Origin of the sequence: Thiorhodococcus drewsii AZ1, from assembly GCF_000224065.1 — a bacterium.
GTDB classification, from domain to species: Bacteria; Pseudomonadota; Gammaproteobacteria; order Chromatiales; family Chromatiaceae; genus Imhoffiella; species Imhoffiella drewsii.
This window is the reverse complement of the sequence record NZ_AFWT01000025.1, coordinates 1-18583: the sequence shown is the minus strand read 5'-3', so window position 1 is coordinate 18583 and position 18583 is coordinate 1. Positions and strand designations below refer to the sequence as shown.

Below are 18583 nucleotides of genomic sequence, written 5' to 3'. Positions count from 1 at the left end.
TGGGTCCATTTATAGCGGCGCCCGAGATCGCCCTCTAAACTCCGAGCGAACACGTTTCAAGTGCTACCTGCTTGCCTAGCGACTCAGCTCGGAGAGTCCACAATGCGCGAAGGGAATGAGCACGGCGAGAATACGTCCTCGCAAAGTGGTAACGATCGGCCATCGTTCGCAGAGGCGCCAGCAGTCAGCTTGCCGAAGGGCGGCGGCGCAATTCGCGGCATCGGCGAAAAACTCTCCACCAATCCCGTCACTGGGGCTGGCTCGATGTCGGTCCCAGTTAACACAAGCCCTGGGCGCAGCGGGCTTGGCCCTCAGCTCTCCCTGTCCTACGACTCCGGGTCAGGCAACGGCCCGTTCGGCTTCGGCTGGTCGCTCAACCTGCCGCAGATCTCCCGCAAGACAAGCAAAGGGCTACCGCAGTATCTCGATGAACAGGAGTCGGACGTCTTCGTCCTGTCCGGCGCCGAGGACCTGGTCCCGATCTTCCGGACGGATACAGACGGGTCCTGGCTGGCCCTCCATCCAGGCCACGAGCGCGACCCCGACGGCAATTGGGTGCGGGGCCCGGACGGTCGTCTCGTGGTGCATGAGGACGCGCGCGACGGGTACCGCATCCGCCGCTTCCGACCCCGCGTCGAGGGACTCTACGCACGTATCGAGCGCTGGACCCGTGTCGATAATCCCGCAGACGTGCATTGGCGCGCGCTCTCGAAAGACAATGTGCTGACCATCTACGGGCTCGACAGCAACTCCCGCATTGCCGACCCCACGGACCCGAGGCGGATCTTCGCCTGGCTAGTCTGCGAGACCCGCGACGACAAAGGTAACGCGATCAGTTACCGCTACAAGGCCGAGGACGGCGTCGGTGTGAACCTCGGAGATACCTCGGAGCGCAACCGCGGCGCATCTGACGACCTTCGCCGCTCGGCCAACCGATACCTCAAGACGATTCTTTACGGCAATCGCTCATCCTTGCTCGACGCATCGGGACAGCGACCAGCCTTCCTGTCCGCGGAGCAACGCGACAATGCCGCCTGGATGTTCGAGGTAACGTTCGACTATGGCGAGCACGATCCGGCTGCCCCGGTGCCGGATGAGGTTGGCGACTGGGCTTACCGGCCGGATGCCTTCTCGTCCTATCGGTCCGGATTCGAGGTCCGGACCACGCGCCTGTGTCAGCGCGTCCTCATGTTCCATCACTTTCCCGACGAGCCGAACATCGGACAAGACTGCCTAGTTGGCTCGACCGACTTCACATACTCCGATGAGATCAGCCCGGCTGCCAGTCGCCACCCGATCTACAGATTCTTGCGTGCCGTTGCTCACACGGCCTACCGGCGCGACGGCGTCGGCTACGAGCGAAGCAGTCTCCCGCCAACGGAATTCGGCTACACCGAGCCGCGCGTGCAGGACCGGGTCGAAGTGGTGGACCCAACCAGCTTGGAGAACGTCCCGTCCGGCCTTGCCGGCCGCGACTATCAATGGACAGATCTGCATGGCGAAGGCATCCCCGGCGTGCTCACCGAGCAGTCCGGCACCTGGCTCTACAAACGTAACCTGAGCCCGATCACGCATACCCTGGCAGACGGGACAGCCCGAGTCGCGGCGAGATTCGGGGCCACCGAGACCGTCGCGCTCAAACCCAGTATCGGGCTAGGGGACGGTGCCCAGTTCATGGACCTCGCCGGCGACGGCAGTCCCGACCTCGTCTTGATGGACGGGCCCACGCCCGGCCTGTACGAGCACGACGACGCCGAGGGCTGGACCCGCTTCAAACCCTTCCGCTCGCTGCCGAATCGCAGCCTGCGTGATCCCAACACCCGTTTCCTAGACCTCGACGGCGATGGCCATGCGGATCTTCTCATTACCGAGCATGACGCCCTGGTCTGGCATCCCTCGATCACCGAAGACGGCTTTGGTCCCGCCCGGCGTGTCGCGCACGCGCTCGACGAGGAGCAGGGACCGCGCGTCGTGCTCGACGATGGGACTGAATCCATTCATCTCGTGGATCTCTCCGGCGACGGCCTGACCGATATCGCCCGCATCCGCAACGGCGAGGTCTGCTACTGGCCCAACCTCGGCTATGGTCGCTTCGGGGCCAAGATCACCATGGCCAATTCGCCCTGGCTCGACGCGCCGGATCAGTTCGACCCGGGCCGCATCCGTCTCGCCGATATCGATGGCAGCGGCACGACCGACATCCTCTATCTGCACCGCGATGGTGTCTGTCTCTACTTCAACCAGTCCGGCAATGGCTGGGGTCAGCCCGAGACGCTACGGGTATTCCCAAGGATCGATGACCTCGCGAACGTGCAGGTGCTGGACCTACTCGGCAACGGCACTGCCTGCCTGGTCTGGTCATCCCCGCTGCCCGGCAATGTCGCCGCCCCAATGCGGTACGTCAACCTGATGGGTGATCAGAAGCCGCACCTGCTGGTGCATAGCAGCAACAACCTCGGTGCCGAAACACAAATCAGATACGCACCCTCGACGCACTTCTACCTGCAGGACAAGCGCGACGGCCATCCATGGATGACCCGCCTGCCATTCCCCGTGCATGTCGTTGAGCGCACTGAGGTCTACGACCACATCAGTCGCAACCGCTTCGTCACCCGCTATGTCTACCACCACGGGCACTTCGACGGTGTCGAGCGCGAATTCAACGGCTTCGGCATGGTCGAGCAGTTCGACACCGAGGAATTCGCATCACTCGGCCAAGGCAGCGACTTCCCGACCGGTGACAATATCGATCAGCAGTCGCATATCCCGCCAGTACACACCAAGACCTGGTTCCACACCGGTGTTTACCTCAGCCGGCAGCGCGTCTCCAACTTTTTCGCCGGACTGCTGGACACCAGGCATGCTGGCGAGTACTACCGCGAAGACCCGGAAGATGCCACACAAGCCGCGCGACTGCTGTTACCGGACACGCTGCTCCCGCCAGGGCTGACGCTGGAGGAAGAACGCGAGGCCTGTCGCGCCCTCAAGGGCAGCATGCTGCGACAGGAGATCTACGCGCTGGATGGCTCGGAGTCGGAGGCCCATCCCTATGCCGTCACGGAGCAAAACTTCAGCGTCCGGCTCATCCAACCGAAGGCCGACAACCGTCACGGCGTGTTTCTAACCCATGCGCGGGAGGCCCTCTCCTACCACTACGAGCGCAATGCGGCCGACCCCCGTGTCAGCCATGCGCTGACGCTGGCCGTCGACGACTATGGCAATGTCCTGAGAACCGCTGCCGTCGGCTATGGTCGCCGCGAGCCCGATCCATCGCTGCCAACAGACGAAGACCGAGCCAGGCAAACGCAAACCCTGATGACGTGTAGCGAGCTTGCCTACACCAATGCGATCAATGACGACCGGAGCTACCGGACGCCCCTCCCTAGCGAAGCACTGAATTTCGAGCTATCGGGACTGCAGCTCGCGAATGGGCAGATTCGTTTTAGCTTCGAGCAGCTATCCGTTGCCGTCGAGGCGGCCGAACGAATCGACTACCACCGAACTGCCACCGCAGGCAGCCTGCAAAAACGCGTCCTGGACTGGAGCCGGACCCTCTACCGGCGCAACGACCTGGATGGCCCTTTACCCCTGGGCGAGCTGGACTCGCTGGCATTGCCTTATCAAGCCTATCAACTGGCCTTCGTACCGGAGCATCTGCAACGGCTGTTTGGCGATCGCGTGACCGAAACGATGCTGACCAACGAAGGCCACTATGAACATTTTGACGGCGACGATAACTGGTGGATTCCCTCAGGGAGGGCATTCCTGTCGCCAGACGCGGCGGACAACCCAGCCCAGGAACTGGCTTTTGCCCGTCAACACTTCTTCACCGCTCGTCGCTTTCAGGATCCATTCGGCCAGCGCTCCACCGCAGAGCTTGATGCCTACGACCTGCTGCCGGAGCAGACGCAAGACCCGCTCGACAATACCGTCGTCGTAAGCAACAACTACCGGCTGCTAAGCCCGCACCAAATCACAGACCCAAACGGCAACCGCCCGGCCGTCGCCTTCGACGTGCTCGGCATGGTGACCAGCACCGCCATGATGGGCAAAGAGACCGAGAACCTCGGTGATTCGCTGGACGATTTGCACGGCGAGCTTCAAGGACAACTCACCCAGGACGACATCGATGCCTTCTTCGCCGACCCGCGTGGTCCTATGGCTGCACAACTGCTTGGCAATGCCAGCAGCCGTGTGATCTACGATGTCGATCGCTTCCGGCGATTCGGTGAGCCGGGCGTGGCCGCGACACTGGCCCGCGAAACACACGTCGGCGACCTGCAACAGGGCGAGGAGACCGACATCCAGGTCAGTCTCGCGTACTCGGATGGCTTCGGCCGCATCATCCAGCAGAAAGTACAGGCGGAGCCGGGGCCAGTCACGCCCGGTGAACTTCCGGTCCTTCGACGCTGGACCACCAGTGGCTGGACCATCTTCAACAACAAGGGCAAACCGGTCCGCCAGTACGAGCCCTTCTTCAGCCCGACCCACGCGTTCGAATTTCGTGTCGAGGTCGGCGTCAGCCCGGTGCTGTTCTACGACCCGGTCGGGCGTGTCGTCGCCACGGTGCACCCGAACCACACCTGGGAGAAGATCGATTTTGATCCCTGGCAGCAGACCAGTTGGGACGTCAACGACACCCTGCTGTTCGACCCCGCAAGCGACGAGCATGTCAGCGGCTACCTCAGTCGACTCCGGCAAGACGACTATCTGCCCACCTGGCATGGCTTGCGCACCGATCCCGCCCATGCCGAAGCGGCACAGAACCGTTGGCCCGACGAGCAACAGCGCAACGCCCAGGTCGATGCCGCCAACAAGGCCGCCGCGCACGCCGATACCCCATCGATCGTGCACTTCGACAGCCTTGGCCGGCCGTTTCTCAGCATCGCTCACAACGGCGGAAACGATCGCCCGGAAACCCGCACCGAGCAGGATATCGAAGGCGCGCCATTGCGCATCATCGATGCACGCGGCAATGCCGTCATGGTCTACCAGATCGAGCCGGACGACCCGAACGCCGCGCCGACCATCGGCTACGACGCCGCCGGTCGGCAACTGTTCGAGCACAGCATGGATGCCGGCGACCGCTTTATGCTGCCCGATATCGCCGGCCAGCCAATCCGCCAGTGGGATGCACGCGGCCATCGCCTCCGTTTTGAATACGATGAACTGCGCCGTCCTCTGCATGCTTTCGTCGCCGGTGGCGAAGTCGGCGATACCGAGCAATTGTTCCAGCGCACGGTCTATGGCGAAAGCCAGGGTGCGACGCTGAATCATCGCGGCCAGGTCTTTCAACTGTTCGATCAGGCCGGTGTGGTGACGAACCTCGAATATGACTTCAAGGGCAATCTGCTGCGGGGCTCACGGCAGTTCACCTCAGATTACAAAAATCGGGTGGACTGGAGCCAGAACCCAGCTCAAGACGATGAAACCTTCTTCAGCCACACCAGCTACGACGCGCTCAACCGCCCCACGGCCCTGACCACGCCCGATGAAAGTGTCACCCTGCCGGGTTATAACGATGCCAACCTACTGGAGCGCATGGCCGTCCGGCTACAAGGCGCGGGGACACCCACGCAGTTTGTCGAGAACATCGACTACAACGCCAAGGGCCAGCGTGAACGCATCGACTATGCGACTGCCGACGGCACCAATCTCACCACCACCTACGACTACGACCCGGAAACCTTCCGACTAACCAACCTGCGCACGCAACGCCATCGCGACGGCCGCGTGCTGCAGAACCTGCACTATGCCTACGACCCGGCGGGGAATATCACTTCGATCCGCGACCAGGCCCAGCAGGCCGTATTCTTCGCCAACACTGCGGTCGAACCCCACAACGACTACACCTACGACCCCCTCTACCGCCTGATCCGCGCGACCGGGCGCGAGCACGCCGCGCAGCACAATCAGCAACGCGATGCGGCAGACACCGACTGGCTCATCGGCGTACCGTTTCCGAACAGCCCGGAGGCCCTGCAGCGCTATGTCGAGGACTACGCCTATGACAGTGCCGGCAACATCCTCAGCATGGCCCACTCCGGCGGTGACGCCCTGCGCTGGAAGCGCTGCTACCAGTACGCGCTAGACAGCAATCGCCTATTGGCCACCGGCGGCGCCAATGAGATCAATCCGACCGCTGCCTGCCCAACGCCGTACGTCGCCGACGCCACGTTGTCGCAACGTTATGAATATGACGTCCACGGCAACATGACGCGCATGCCGCATCTGCCTTCGATGCAATGGGACTTCCAGGACCAACTGCAGGCAACCAGCCGTACCGTGATCAACAACGGCGGTAGGCCGCAAACCACGTTTTACGTTTATGACGCTGGCGGCCAGCGTGTGCGCAAGGTGACTGAGCGGCAGGCCGGGCCAGGACAGACCCCAACCCGCCAACATGAGCGCATCTATCTCGGTGGCTTTGAGATCTACCGGGAATACGAAAACGATGGCCAAACCCGGTCGCTGGAGCGCCAGACTCTGCATGTGATGGATGATCAGCAGCGGATTGCACAGATCGATACGCGCACGGTTGGCGATGACGGTTCACCGGAGCAGAGTCGACGCTTTCAGCTGGGGAATCATTTGGGGTCGGTTTCTATAGAGCTGGATGAGAATGCCGAGTTAATTTCGTTTGAGGAATATCACCCGTATGGGACGACTGCGCTTCGAGTGGTGAGGTCAGCGAGTGAGGGGAGTTTGAAGCGGTATCGGTATACGGGTAAGGAACGGGATGATGAGAATGGCTTGTATTACCACGGGGCCAGGTATTATGCGTGTTGGTTGGGGCGGTGGACGGCGGCTGATCCTATTGGGATTGGGGATGGGGTGAATCTGTATGGGTATGTGTCGGGTAGGCCGATTTCGATGAGTGACCCTACTGGCGCATGGGGTGTTGGAGATTTGGTTAAGAGTGTGGGACAAGGAGTCACCACTACGGTCCAGGCGCTTGGTAACCAAAAACTTCCGCCTCCTCGTGTATATGAGGTAGGTGGAGCAAATAACCCAGATGCCACTCTTGACATGAGCGAAAGTGTTAACGAAAAGAAAGGGGTAACATATGTTGGTTATGGCAATCCTACATACCCAGACTGGCAATTTGATAATTTAAAAGATTATTGGGACAAAATGTATAAAGCCAATCTCACAAAGCATGGGTTAACAGAAGAGAGTATTGAGGCTTTTCAAGCATTTTCAGACGAAAAAGTCGTAGCAGCAATTCTAAAAGTCGCTGAAAGATATCAGAGAATTGCTGCAATAGAGGCGACGATTTATACATTAAATGTCAGCGTATCACCTAGATACGAGCCCATAGCTGGTGATAACCGCTGCAATTGTTATGCAACCGATTTTGTAGATATGTCAGAAGAAAAACTAGGAGCATATTTACCAAAGAATTATTGGTCGCGACCGTCACGCATAGCTAACAATAAAAGCGTTACAAAAGAAAAGTCAGGTACATTAAGCCCCGGTGGGATTAATCAGTGGTTTGAAAAATGGGGTTCTGATCATGGATGGGTAAAGCTAGAAGGCACGCATGATGAAATTTTAACTAAAGCACAAGAGAAAGCGAATGAAGGATATTTGGCGGTGTATTCGTGGCAAAAAGTATCGGGCGATCCCGATAGTCACGGTCATATTGGTCTGATTGTATTTGAAGACGATAAAGTGAAAGCTGTAAGAAATAGCAAAGGGCAGGTTGAACAAGTTGTTGTTACTCAAGCAGGAGGTGGAAGGTTTTTTAGAGGAACAAGAACTTTGCCTTCGGACGATGCAAAGCATAAAAATGTAACAGTTCACTATTACGACCCTAATAAAGATAAAAGCCATCAAAATAAACCCGTCTATAAGGAATTTGGATATCAAAATTAAACAGTATTTCTAATCACGCAAGGACGGGGCAGAGCACAATCGATAAACAGGGGACATAGGAAAATATGCCGGATTATCGGAGGTTTTGGATTGCGGGCGGGACTTATTTTTTACGGTGAACCTGTTGGAGTGGCGGCGGGATTTGCTGGTTCGGCATATTGATGCATTACGCGCCGCAGTTCGCGCCACTAAAAGGGATCGTCCCTTTCATATCTATGCCTCGGTGGTGCTGCCCGATCACATGCACACGATTTGGACATTGCCGGCAGGTGATGAGGATTTTCCCAATAGTGGGAAAAGTATCAAGATACGTTTTTCACAAACACTACCGCGTACCGAGCGGCGTTCAGCGGTGAGGGTTCGCAAAGGCGAGCGTGGCATCTGGCAACGCCGGTTTTGGGAACATGCCATTTGCGACGAACGGGATTATGCGACACATTTTAAATAAGGTGACAGATTTATTTTTACTCGAAGGAATTACCCCATAACACGGAAGTAAATATCAGGGACATCAGGGATATAAGGGGAAAGACCACGATTTAGCTTAATCAGCAGCAATCGGCAAATCGCAAACATATGACCCACTGAAACTTCGCGTCGGTGTGTGAACGCAAGATAAGGAAACAGCCCATGAGCAACCCACGATCAAGCGGCTTCGGCGTAACCAACCGACGCACCGAAAACACACTCCGAATACTGGACCAAGGCGCCCTTGTGAAGGCACTGCACAATGATCTGCGCGGGTTGCAATTCACCATCGCCGATGACGAACTGGAGCGTGCTCGTTTTGGTCCGACGACGCGCCGCGCTGTCGCCAGGTTCCAGAGACAACAGGGACTCGATACCACCGGCATCGTCGACCAACACACCCGCAAAGCCCTGCTCGAAGCCGCCAGTACCGAAGCGACAGAGGCACAGCGCCTGAGATGGCGGCGTTCGATCAGCACACTGCGACGAACATCCCGACTCGGCCTCAAGGGCCGCGAATTCCGTTTGGCCGACGCGGAATTGTCGAACCAACTTCAAAGCCGTCGAACGACGTTGCTCAAAAGGCAACTGCTGGAGCTGTTCGACCAACCCTCCGAACAGCTGGCTGCGGCCATTGATGGCCTCGCCATCGACCCTGACGAGGTCGCGGATCTCTCCCTCAACGATTTCGTTTTCACCCGGGTCGTTCCCAACCTGATGGACAACGAAGCACTACAGCCTGAGCTGTACAAAATCGCCCGTCGCGGAATCGACACGGAAGATGACACGATTGGCGACATACTGGGGCTGGATCAGGATGCGCGTGACGATGACAGTTTGCGTGAGGTCACCCGTCGTGCGCGCAACGCCGCCTTGGGCGACATCATCGGTCTCGATGATGATGCGATCGAGACGCTGGGAGACGCCGATTTATCTCAGAGCAGCGATGCCGTGTTTCGGCTGGCCGACGCCGGTTCACTGCGCGAGGCGCAGCGTGATCGATTGCTGTTCGCCGCCGACCTGGCACGCCTGACCGACGACAACTTCGACGCCGTCCGCACCCTGATCGACGATGGTGTTCAGGCATCGCGTGACCTGGTCAGTCGCGACCGGCGCGACTGGATGCGTTTCATCGAAGCCAACGGCATTCAGCCACCGAACGGCGATACGCCAGAAATCTTCGCCGCCGTGCTCGACAAGAACGTTGAGCTGGCGTTCCCGACGGCCTATGCGCTGGCACGCTTTACCGCCCCGCCCCCGGAAAGCACGCTGGCACGAATGGATGTCCTGAGCCGCTTGCCGAATAGCGATGGTCCGATCTTCAGCGACAATGGAGTGAGAGATGACATCGATCTCTCTTTTATGCCGCCGAGCGAGGCCGAGACGATCCGTGCCGATCTTGCGGACCTTGGGCGATTCGCCAACCGTTACGCGGGCCTGGGCGTCAGAGAGGTTCTCAACGACCGCTCGCTAAGTGCCGGCCGCAAACGAACGCTGATTGAACGCCGCCAGGCCGCACTCGCCCGGGCCTGGAACAACCGACCGGGACTCGACCTGCGCCTGGCGAACTTTTCCCCGCTGGCCGACCCGACAGCTCGCGCATTCAGTGTCGAGCTAGATGACGTTGAGCCCTCGGAACGCCCCTTCGTCCGCAGCGCCCTGATGTCGATGCAAAGAACGCTACGGCTGTCGGACGGTTATGCGGAAGCCGACAGCCTGATGGCCGCCGGGCTCGACGATGCGGCCAGAATCGCCGAGCTGGACGATGCCGACGAGCTGGCCGAGCGCACCGGACTCTCGCGTCCGGTAGCGCTGCGCATCCGCGCGCGTGCGATCGAGACGCGCACGCGCCTGTTGCATGTGGTGCATGGCATCGAAGAGACCACCGGACATGCACCGTTTCTACCCGCCACGCTGCACGAAGCGGAAACGACCAACGAGCCCGGCACGCTGATCAATGTGCTGCAGAGCCTGCCAGGCTACAGCGAGCTGTTTGGCCCACAAAACTATTGCAAATGTTCCCATTGCCGTTCGATCTTCAGTCCGGCAGCCTACTTCGTCGATCTGATGCGTTTCATCGACAAAAAGATCTCGCGGCGCAATTTCATCAATGCCGATCTGACCGACCACCCGCTGTATCTTCGCAATCGCCGCCCGGATCTCTGGTCGCTTCCCCTGACTTGCGAAAACACCAACACGCCCGTTCGTTATCTCGAAATCGTCAACGAGGTACTCACGCACTATCTCGATTCAGCCGATCCGCTCGCTGGCGATGTCTGGGAGAATCTTGCCACCCAGGCACGATCGTCTTTCCGACAACCGTTCAACCTCCCGCACGCACAGATGCTGCTGTACCTGCAACATCTTGGCGTTGGATTGAACGAGGTATCTTCGCTGTTCGATGCGCAGCGTCGTGCCGCGACGTATGCACGCTTCAGCATCTCCCCTCAGGAACAAACAACCATTGCTTCGGCCGATGCGTTGGGGGCGATATACCAGCGTTTCGCCAAACGATTCCGCCTGAATGCCGACAATATCGATGTGCCGCTGATCGAAAACATGGCCGTGCACGATACCCATCAGCTCACCAAGCTGACCGGCCTCTCCCGCGAGATGCTGGGACGACTGTTGGAAACGGGTTTTGTGCGGGGTAACGTCTCTGTCGTATTCGACATCACCACGCAGGAACCCGATGATCTAACCGGCTTCGTGGAGTATCTGCATCTAGAGGTCGATGGCCAACCCGCGAACGTCGCGTCGTCTCGCGCCTTGCTTGACAGGCTGCATCGACTGACCCGGCTGCAACGGGCACTGGACTGGACGCCCGAAGCCCTGCAAATGGCAATCGATGCGCTCGACGCTTCCCAGCCCATACCGCCAGATTCGGATCCGGAACGCTACGGCGAAGCGCTCAACGGTGACATGCTCGCCAGCCTGGCTGACATCAAGCAGTTGATGGATCGATTTGACTTGCCAGTCTCCGAGGCGATTGCACTGAGCTATCGAATTCCCGATGCCGCATCAGACCCAACGTCTTTGTCGCTGTGGAAGCAACTGTTTGGCGACGCCGATCAACTGACGGTCCGCCACCCCAGCCTTGCCAACACCCAAGCGGACGAGACCGAGGTCTCACCAGGTTTCGGCATACTGCAAGGTGCCCTGCAAATCTCCGAGCCGGACCTGATTGATCTGTTGCAGCGAGATCTACCCGTCAGCGTGATCGATACCGGCATCGTCCAACGAGAACAGCTGAATCGACTCTATCGTTCGGCCCGCCTCGCGCGCGTGCTCAGGCTTTCTCAAGATGCCTTCGCGGCGCTTAGCCGCATCGTTCCAAACCTGACCGCAGACGTCGCTGCAGCAGCCCGACTCACAGCCATCTGGGAAGCGATCGACCTCGTCGACGCCTTCGATCGAGTCGGATTGTCGTTTAACGACCTCCTGCCGCATCTCGACGGTAACCGGACGGCTGATCAAGATGTCGCCCATGCCACTGAATTGCTAGACCAGGTGCGCATCAAATTGCGTGAAGACGAGCGGCTGTGGCTGACACCCGCAGCCATTTCCCAGATTGCGGGCCTGACGCCGGAATCGGCCCGCACGGTGCTTGCCCAGTTGCTCGACTCAGACAACCTGCTCATACAACCCGACGCAACCCGTGAACGCTACCTTGTCGCGGACAATGCCGCGCTGACGCAGGACGATCCTCGACTCCTCAATGCGCTGTCGGTCGAAGGCGGCCCCTTGCACGATCCCGGCAGCGACGATCATTCGGCGCCATTTCTGGCAGAAGCACTGCGTCAGCAATTGCTTCAGCACCTTCCCCATACCCAGGTCGCCGTCGCCATAGCCGGCGCACTGAGCCTGTCGGGCGATACCCTCGAAGCCTTCGACAAATTTTTCGACGATTCCCATCCGCTGGAGAACGGGGATATCGGACTGACGGACTGGCTCCGTACAGGAGACGGCCCCGCTTCTACCACTTTGCTGTCTTATGTTGCCGCACTGATTCGCTTGCAGAGGCTTTTGACTGAAACGCTGAATGCATCTGACGACGCGGTCCGCTTCATTGCCGACCGACTGGAACTATTTGCAATCACCCCTTTGGCCCTGAGCGATGCCGCGCCCCCTTCCGACGGGTGGCACTGGTCAACCCTGTGGCGACTTGCGGAATTCATCGAACTTCTTCGCAATGAAAAAGAAGACCCTGCAGCGGTAGTCGATATCGTCGATGGATGGGCCGATGGTTTGTTCGCTGAATCAACACGACCGGGCTTGGCACTGATTTTAGGCGTGACCGAGGGTCAGTTGGAGATGTTGCTGGCGGCATTGCCGCCCGACAGTGACGTGTTCGGTGCGCTGGATCGCCTCAAGGAGGCTGTGCGACTCACCGGCCGAATCGGCCTGGATCCGACGTCGCTGCGTCAACTCACAGGCGAGACGTTCCAGCAGGCATTGGCAGCGAAGGACCTCGTGCTTGGCGCAATCCGAACCAAGCATCCCACCGAAGAGGCGTGGCGCAATGTCAGCGATAGGTTCAGCGATCACATCGAAACCCTGAAACGCGACGCGCTGGTCGATCGCATCCTGAGCCGCAGGGAATTGCGGTTTGAGAACACGCGCAACATTTACCATTTCTTCCTGCTCGATCCCGAGATGGACGGCTGTTTCCAGACGTCGCGTGTCAAAAATGCGATATCGACGTGCCAGCTCTACATGCAACGCTGCCTGATGGGATTGGAGAAGTCGGTCGAAACGGGCATACATCCGCCCATTCAGGTCAAGGTCAAGCAGGGCAAAAAAACGCGCGAGGAATGGAAATGGCGCAAGAGCTACCGCGTATGGGAGGCCAATCGCAAGGTCTTTCTCTACCCGGAAAACTACATGCTGCCGGATCTGCGCGATGACAGCACCCACATCTTCAAGGCTGCGGAGAGCGATCTGCTACAGGGCAATCTCGACAACAGCACGATCGAAAAGGTCTTTCAGCGCTACCTGGCCGAGTTCGTCGAAGTCGGCAGCATCAAAATCGTCCACACCCTTTACGAAAAGGGCGAGTATTTGTTCTTTGGCCGCACCCTGCAGGAGCCGTATCGATACTTCATGCGGCGTTTCAATGGCAAAGGTCATTGGGAACCCTGGGAACCCATTGATCTCGACATCGGTGCCAAGACTATTAGCGCGGTGACCAAGAATGGCAATTGGTATTTGTTCTGGACCAACGTCGCACTGAATAGCGATGCAGATAAAGTGCGGGATGCGCAACCGGATGTCGATCCGGATGAATTGACTGAGAATGGAGCCGAACCGGTCAACGATCAGTCTCAGGAGATCCTGCCAATCACAGTCAGTTATTCGGTACGAAATGAATCGGGGGTTTGGTCGCAGCCACAGGATTTTGTTTACTACAGTTTGCTGCAATCGAAGGGAGACTTTGAAAAGAATAGTTTATTACCAATTAGTGATCGCATTTATGCCGAGTTTAGGCATCCAAGTCGAAGTACTGAACAGAGCCATAGTGGCGTAAAACACCTGATTCGCTTGATCCACCCTGTAGAGCATATACCTGTCCAGTATTTGAATACTGAGCGAGATTACACCGAGAATGTTGGATTTCTTCGCGAATTCGACAACAGAACAATAAGGCGTGATGGAGAGTTCACCAACCCTAAGGGCAGCCCGAGCCCTATAGGCGATTCTACCGAGTTCAGCACATCAGGATTACAACTTGGAGAATCCTGGCTTTGGCGTGTGCCGGAGATTAAATCGAGTAGTAGTACTGCGAAGCTTGATTACATCGTCAACGGAAATTTCAAACAGAAGAATCCCGGATTCGACTACGGAGATGTGATTTTTTTTGAGAAATCTGCCCGCTCCAGCATCTCTTTAAAGACAGTACAGCGAAGTACGAGTGAATCTGTGCTGGATGTCAGCGATGATCAATATCTTATCAAATTGACAGGACAGCCAGGTCTCGATCAGCGTGAACCGGATAGTGACGATGTAAATTCAAACATGTGGTTTTACATTCAGTCAGCATCTTTGGCCAAGTGGAAACTCATTTCACTTACAACTGGATATCCTTCCCGTCTGTCACAGACGTTTTTCAGAGAGGGACTTGATCAGTTACTATCTCCCACTCTACAAAATAAGACCGAACCTACTGCTGAACAGTCTGGCCTGTCATTTTCATGGATCGGTATGCTCAGAATGCCAGATGAGGATTACGGATATAGCAATCTTGAAAAATTGGCATCAGGTGATCAACTCCACGCAATCTCCCAATTTGACGGAGTGCACGGCAGCTATCTTTGGGAGCTCTATTTCCACCTGCCATTCCAGATCGCCCATACCTTGAATTCAATAGGCAAGTTTGAAGAGGCCGATCGCTGGTACCGTTACATCTTCGACCCCACGACCGCTGATTCCAAGCCAAACGCCCATTGGCGCTTTGTGGTCTTTCGTACACTCAATCTACCCAAGCTGCGCGAACTCCTGGCGGATCGGAAAGCCATCAGAAAATACAAGACGGACCCTTTCAATCCCTATGCCATTGCCCGTCTGCGTCCCTCGGCGTTCCAGAAAACCATCGTCATGCGCTACATCGACAATCTGCTCGATTGGGGCGATGAACGTTTCCGCATCGACACCCGCGAAAGTAACAACGAGGCGATGCTGCTTTACACCATGGCGGCTGACTTGCTCGGCGAACGGCCGATCGAGACCGGCGAATGTGAACTGGCCGAAGAAGGTTTCACCTTCAACGACATCCAGCAACGCGGGAGTGGTAACCACTTTCTCATCGAGCTGGAAAACCTGGTCTATTTCTACGTCAACCTAGGCACACGCTTCCCCGTTAACGCATCTGACCCTGATCTCGACTTTGCAATACCTACCTTTGCTGGCGTCGGTGCGTCTGAGCCCGGCGAGCCACCCGCGGTCGGCAGCGCCTTTACCACGAGAGCAAACGCAGTGCGGCGCCTGGGACCCTACGCAGAGGTTCGCCAGAGAGCCATGGCGATGCTGGCTTTGAACCCGGGTGAGAATGACAGTGTAGGGTCATCGGCAACTTCGGATATCGCCTTCCAGCCGGATCTGCCGCCGGACCCTGACCCGCCGTTCGAACCCACCTATGATTTTGTCGCCGACGATGCGGACGATGCCGACATCGATGGCCCGGTCTTCGAAAGCCGCTCGCTCGCGTTCTGTGTGCCGCCCAACGACACCCTGCTCGAATACTGGGACCGCGTGGAAGATCGGCTCTACAAACTGCGTCACTGCATGAATATAGAGGGCGTTGTGGGTGAGCTGCCGTTGTGGCAACCGGCCATCGATCCGATGCTGCTGGTCCGTGCCAAGGCCGCCGGTCTTGAGCTGGACGATGTGCTGGTATTGATCAACGAGCAACCGCCGCATCATCGGTTCGAAGTCCTAATGGAACGTGCCCGCCGCTTCACAGCAACCGCGCAGCAGTTCGGTAACCAACTGCTGAGCGCGCTTGAGCGCAAGGACGAGAGCGAACTAACGCTGCTCCGATCCGTACACGAGGACACAATTCTCAACTTGGTTCGGCGCCAGAAGTTGGATGCTATCGCCGAAGCCAAAGCCTCACGTGACCATCTGGATACGATGGAACACCCGATTCGAAAGCGTTTTGAGCACTATTTAAGTCTCCTGGCCAGCGATCGCGCTTTCAGCATTAGCGAAAAGGAGCAAAAAGCCCTGCAAGATCTCGATGAGGTGCAAGCTTGGCGGCAATTTGCATCTCAGGCGGAATCCAAGGCGCTGAGCCACCGACAAGGACCTCAATGGTCAAGTTCACTTAGCTCTAGCGTTGGCGGAGGTATCTCATTCTCCTCTGCTGGCCTCGTTGTAACCGCGATAGGAACCGCATCCATTGGCTACGGAGCCGCTAATCTCGAAGCAAAATATCAACGTAGAGCTCTGCGTGATCGCGACAGAGGGAGCCGTAGCGAAGCAGCCGCCAGTGCGACATCCACGAACTCCAGCTATGAGAGACGCCAGGAGGAATGGTACCTTCAAAGGGCTATCGCCGAATTGGAACTAAATGCGCTCACGCAACAAAAAACCGTAGCAGATATTCGTATCGCCTTGGCCGAGAAAGACCTCGAGACCCACGACCAGCAGATCGACAACAGCCGTGAGCTCTACGACTTCGCCAAAGACCGGTTCACTAATCTGGGCCTCTACAGCTACCTATCAACAACCCTTTCCCGCCTGTATCGCGAGGCCTACGACATGGCCCTCAAGATGGCACAGACCGCTGAACGTGCCTATCGCTTCGAAATCGGCGAAGACACCTTCTTTGTCAAACTCGACAACTGGACCGCTTCTCGCGCCGGACTGCTGGCGGCTGATCGCCTGCTACTGCAACTCCAGGCGATGGAAGCCGCCTTCATCGAACGCGACCGCAGACGCCAGGAGGTGACACTGCCCTGTGCGCTGTCTCAGATCGACCCCGATGCCTTGCTGAGCCTGCGCCACCTCGGCCGGGCTCGTATATCGATACCCGAGTGGTGGCTCGACCTGCACTATCCTGGGCAATACCGGCGGATGCTCAGCACGGTCCGCTTGACCATTCCCTGTGTGAGCGGCCCCTACAACAACGTCGCCGCGAAGCTGACCCTGGTAGACAGCGCGATTCGCACTACCGCCAATCCCGCTGACGACGCGTTGGTCGGCGTCCAGATCGGGCGCAACACCTCCATTTCAACCAGCAGCGCGAAATCCGACACCGGTGTCTTCGAACTGCGCTTCGACGGCCCGAAGAACCCGCCATTCAAGGGCGCTGGTGCTGTCAGCACTTGGGTTCTGGAGCTACCCGATCGCCATCGCGTGTTTGATTACGGGTCGATCGCCGATGCCATCCTAGAGCTCAGCTACACCGCCGAGGACGATGGCCTCCTGCGAGCAGCCGTCATGGGAGGCGGCGACAACGGTCAACCTGGCCGAGTCGACGCTGCACTCCAGGATGGCATGGTGCGAATCGTCAGCCTGAGACACGAGCTCCCAGATGTCTTCCACAGCCTGATGACGACAAACAACGCGACTGGGGCTATCGATATTCCACTGACGAGAGCCAGGCTATTCCCCCACTGGGTTGGAGACAGAGATATCAGCGTCCGACTGGAGGTGTTGCTAGAGCCCCAACCCTCGCAGCAGATTCGAACGGAAGAGGTGCAAGGAATCGCGACCGCCACCATCAACGGAGAATCGATTTCTAGCTGGTTTCCCTTTTCCAGTGTCGACTCGATTCCAGCGGCCGCTATGACCGATGAGCTTCAGATCGAAGCGGATGGAACAGCCGTGACCCTCGAGATGTCGCTGCCCGAGACGCTCGAGGTCCGTGACATCCTCTTGCGTCTCACTTACACCGCGCCCACGCACTAGGCTCGTTTTCGCCTAGTGCGTCGCACCCTGCGCCGCCTCTACCTAGCGGCAGCTCTACGACAGCATCCGGTCGTTCCGATTGATGGTCGGAATGACAGAAGACAGGATCGAAGAGTCACTGACCTGCAATCGACCGGTGGCGGCTTGAGAAACCATCAATCGGCTTGCCTAACTCGGCGATCCATCGGCCATGCTGGCAACCTGGTGTACCAACGCAACGCAACTCCCTTCGTCCACACCAGGAACGCGACTTCTCCCCTCTGGGATACAGCGAGCCGCACGACTGGTACAGCGCGAGCGGGTCGATATCCGAGTGTCTCGGCCCGAGATCTGATGGCTTGAACCTCGAATTGGCGCGCCAGGCAGGTAGAACGCGATGACAGACGCTCGGCTGAGACAGGTCTATGCCTATCATTTCGACAGCAAGCACCGCCCCGAGCGCTATGCGCCCGGACCCGGAGGCCTGGACTGGGCGACTCAACCCCATCCCTTTCGCTCTTTTGAGGACGCACCCCGCATTCCGTTGCCGCTCGCCAGCGACGGCGGACCTGCGTTCGCAGCCATCCGAGCGGGTGAACGGCCGGCACCGGCGAGTGTCGATCTCCAACACCTCGGAGCCCTCCTCGGGCGCTCTCTGGGACTCTCTGCCTGGAAGGCTTTTGGCGATGCCCGTTGGGCGCTGCGCTGCAATCCCTCCAGTGGCAATCTGCATCCGACCGAAGGCTATCTCATCACAGCGGGCTGTCCGGGACTGGCTGGTGGAATCTACCACTACCACAGCCACGATCATTGTCTGGAACGGCGCGGCATCGACGTCGAAGGATCC

At 58.1% G+C, this 18583-nt stretch carries 3 protein-coding genes and 1 pseudogene; all 4 read left to right on the top strand.

Annotated features, from left to right (window positions below):
* Positions 1-102 precede the first annotated feature (102 nt).
* Positions 103-7878 (top strand): SpvB/TcaC N-terminal domain-containing protein, encoded by a 7776-nt coding sequence (locus THIDRDRAFT_RS15870; protein WP_007041897.1) that lies wholly within the window; start codon positions 103-105, stop codon positions 7876-7878.
* 115 nt (positions 7879-7993) lie between these two features.
* Positions 7994-8326, top strand: a complete 333-nt coding sequence (locus THIDRDRAFT_RS25705; protein ID WP_139058773.1) for an REP-associated tyrosine transposase — start codon at positions 7994-7996, stop codon at positions 8324-8326.
* 182 nt (positions 8327-8508) lie between these two features.
* Positions 8509-17757, top strand: a complete 9249-nt coding sequence (locus THIDRDRAFT_RS15865) for a Tc toxin subunit A-related protein (RefSeq protein WP_007041896.1) — start codon at positions 8509-8511, stop codon at positions 17755-17757.
* Between the two features lie 376 nt (positions 17758-18133).
* Positions 18134-18583: pseudogene (locus THIDRDRAFT_RS15860) on the top strand (nitroreductase); the annotation flags it as partial.

What these genes read in the sequence shown, in the direction of transcription:
- THIDRDRAFT_RS15870 (WP_007041897.1), top strand. Translation starts at nt 103, where the DNA reads ATGCGCGAAGGGAATGAGCACGGCGAGAATACGTCCTCGCAAAGTGGT.
- THIDRDRAFT_RS15865 (WP_007041896.1), top strand. Translation starts at nt 8,509, where the DNA reads ATGAGCAACCCACGATCAAGCGGCTTCGGCGTAACCAACCGACGCACC.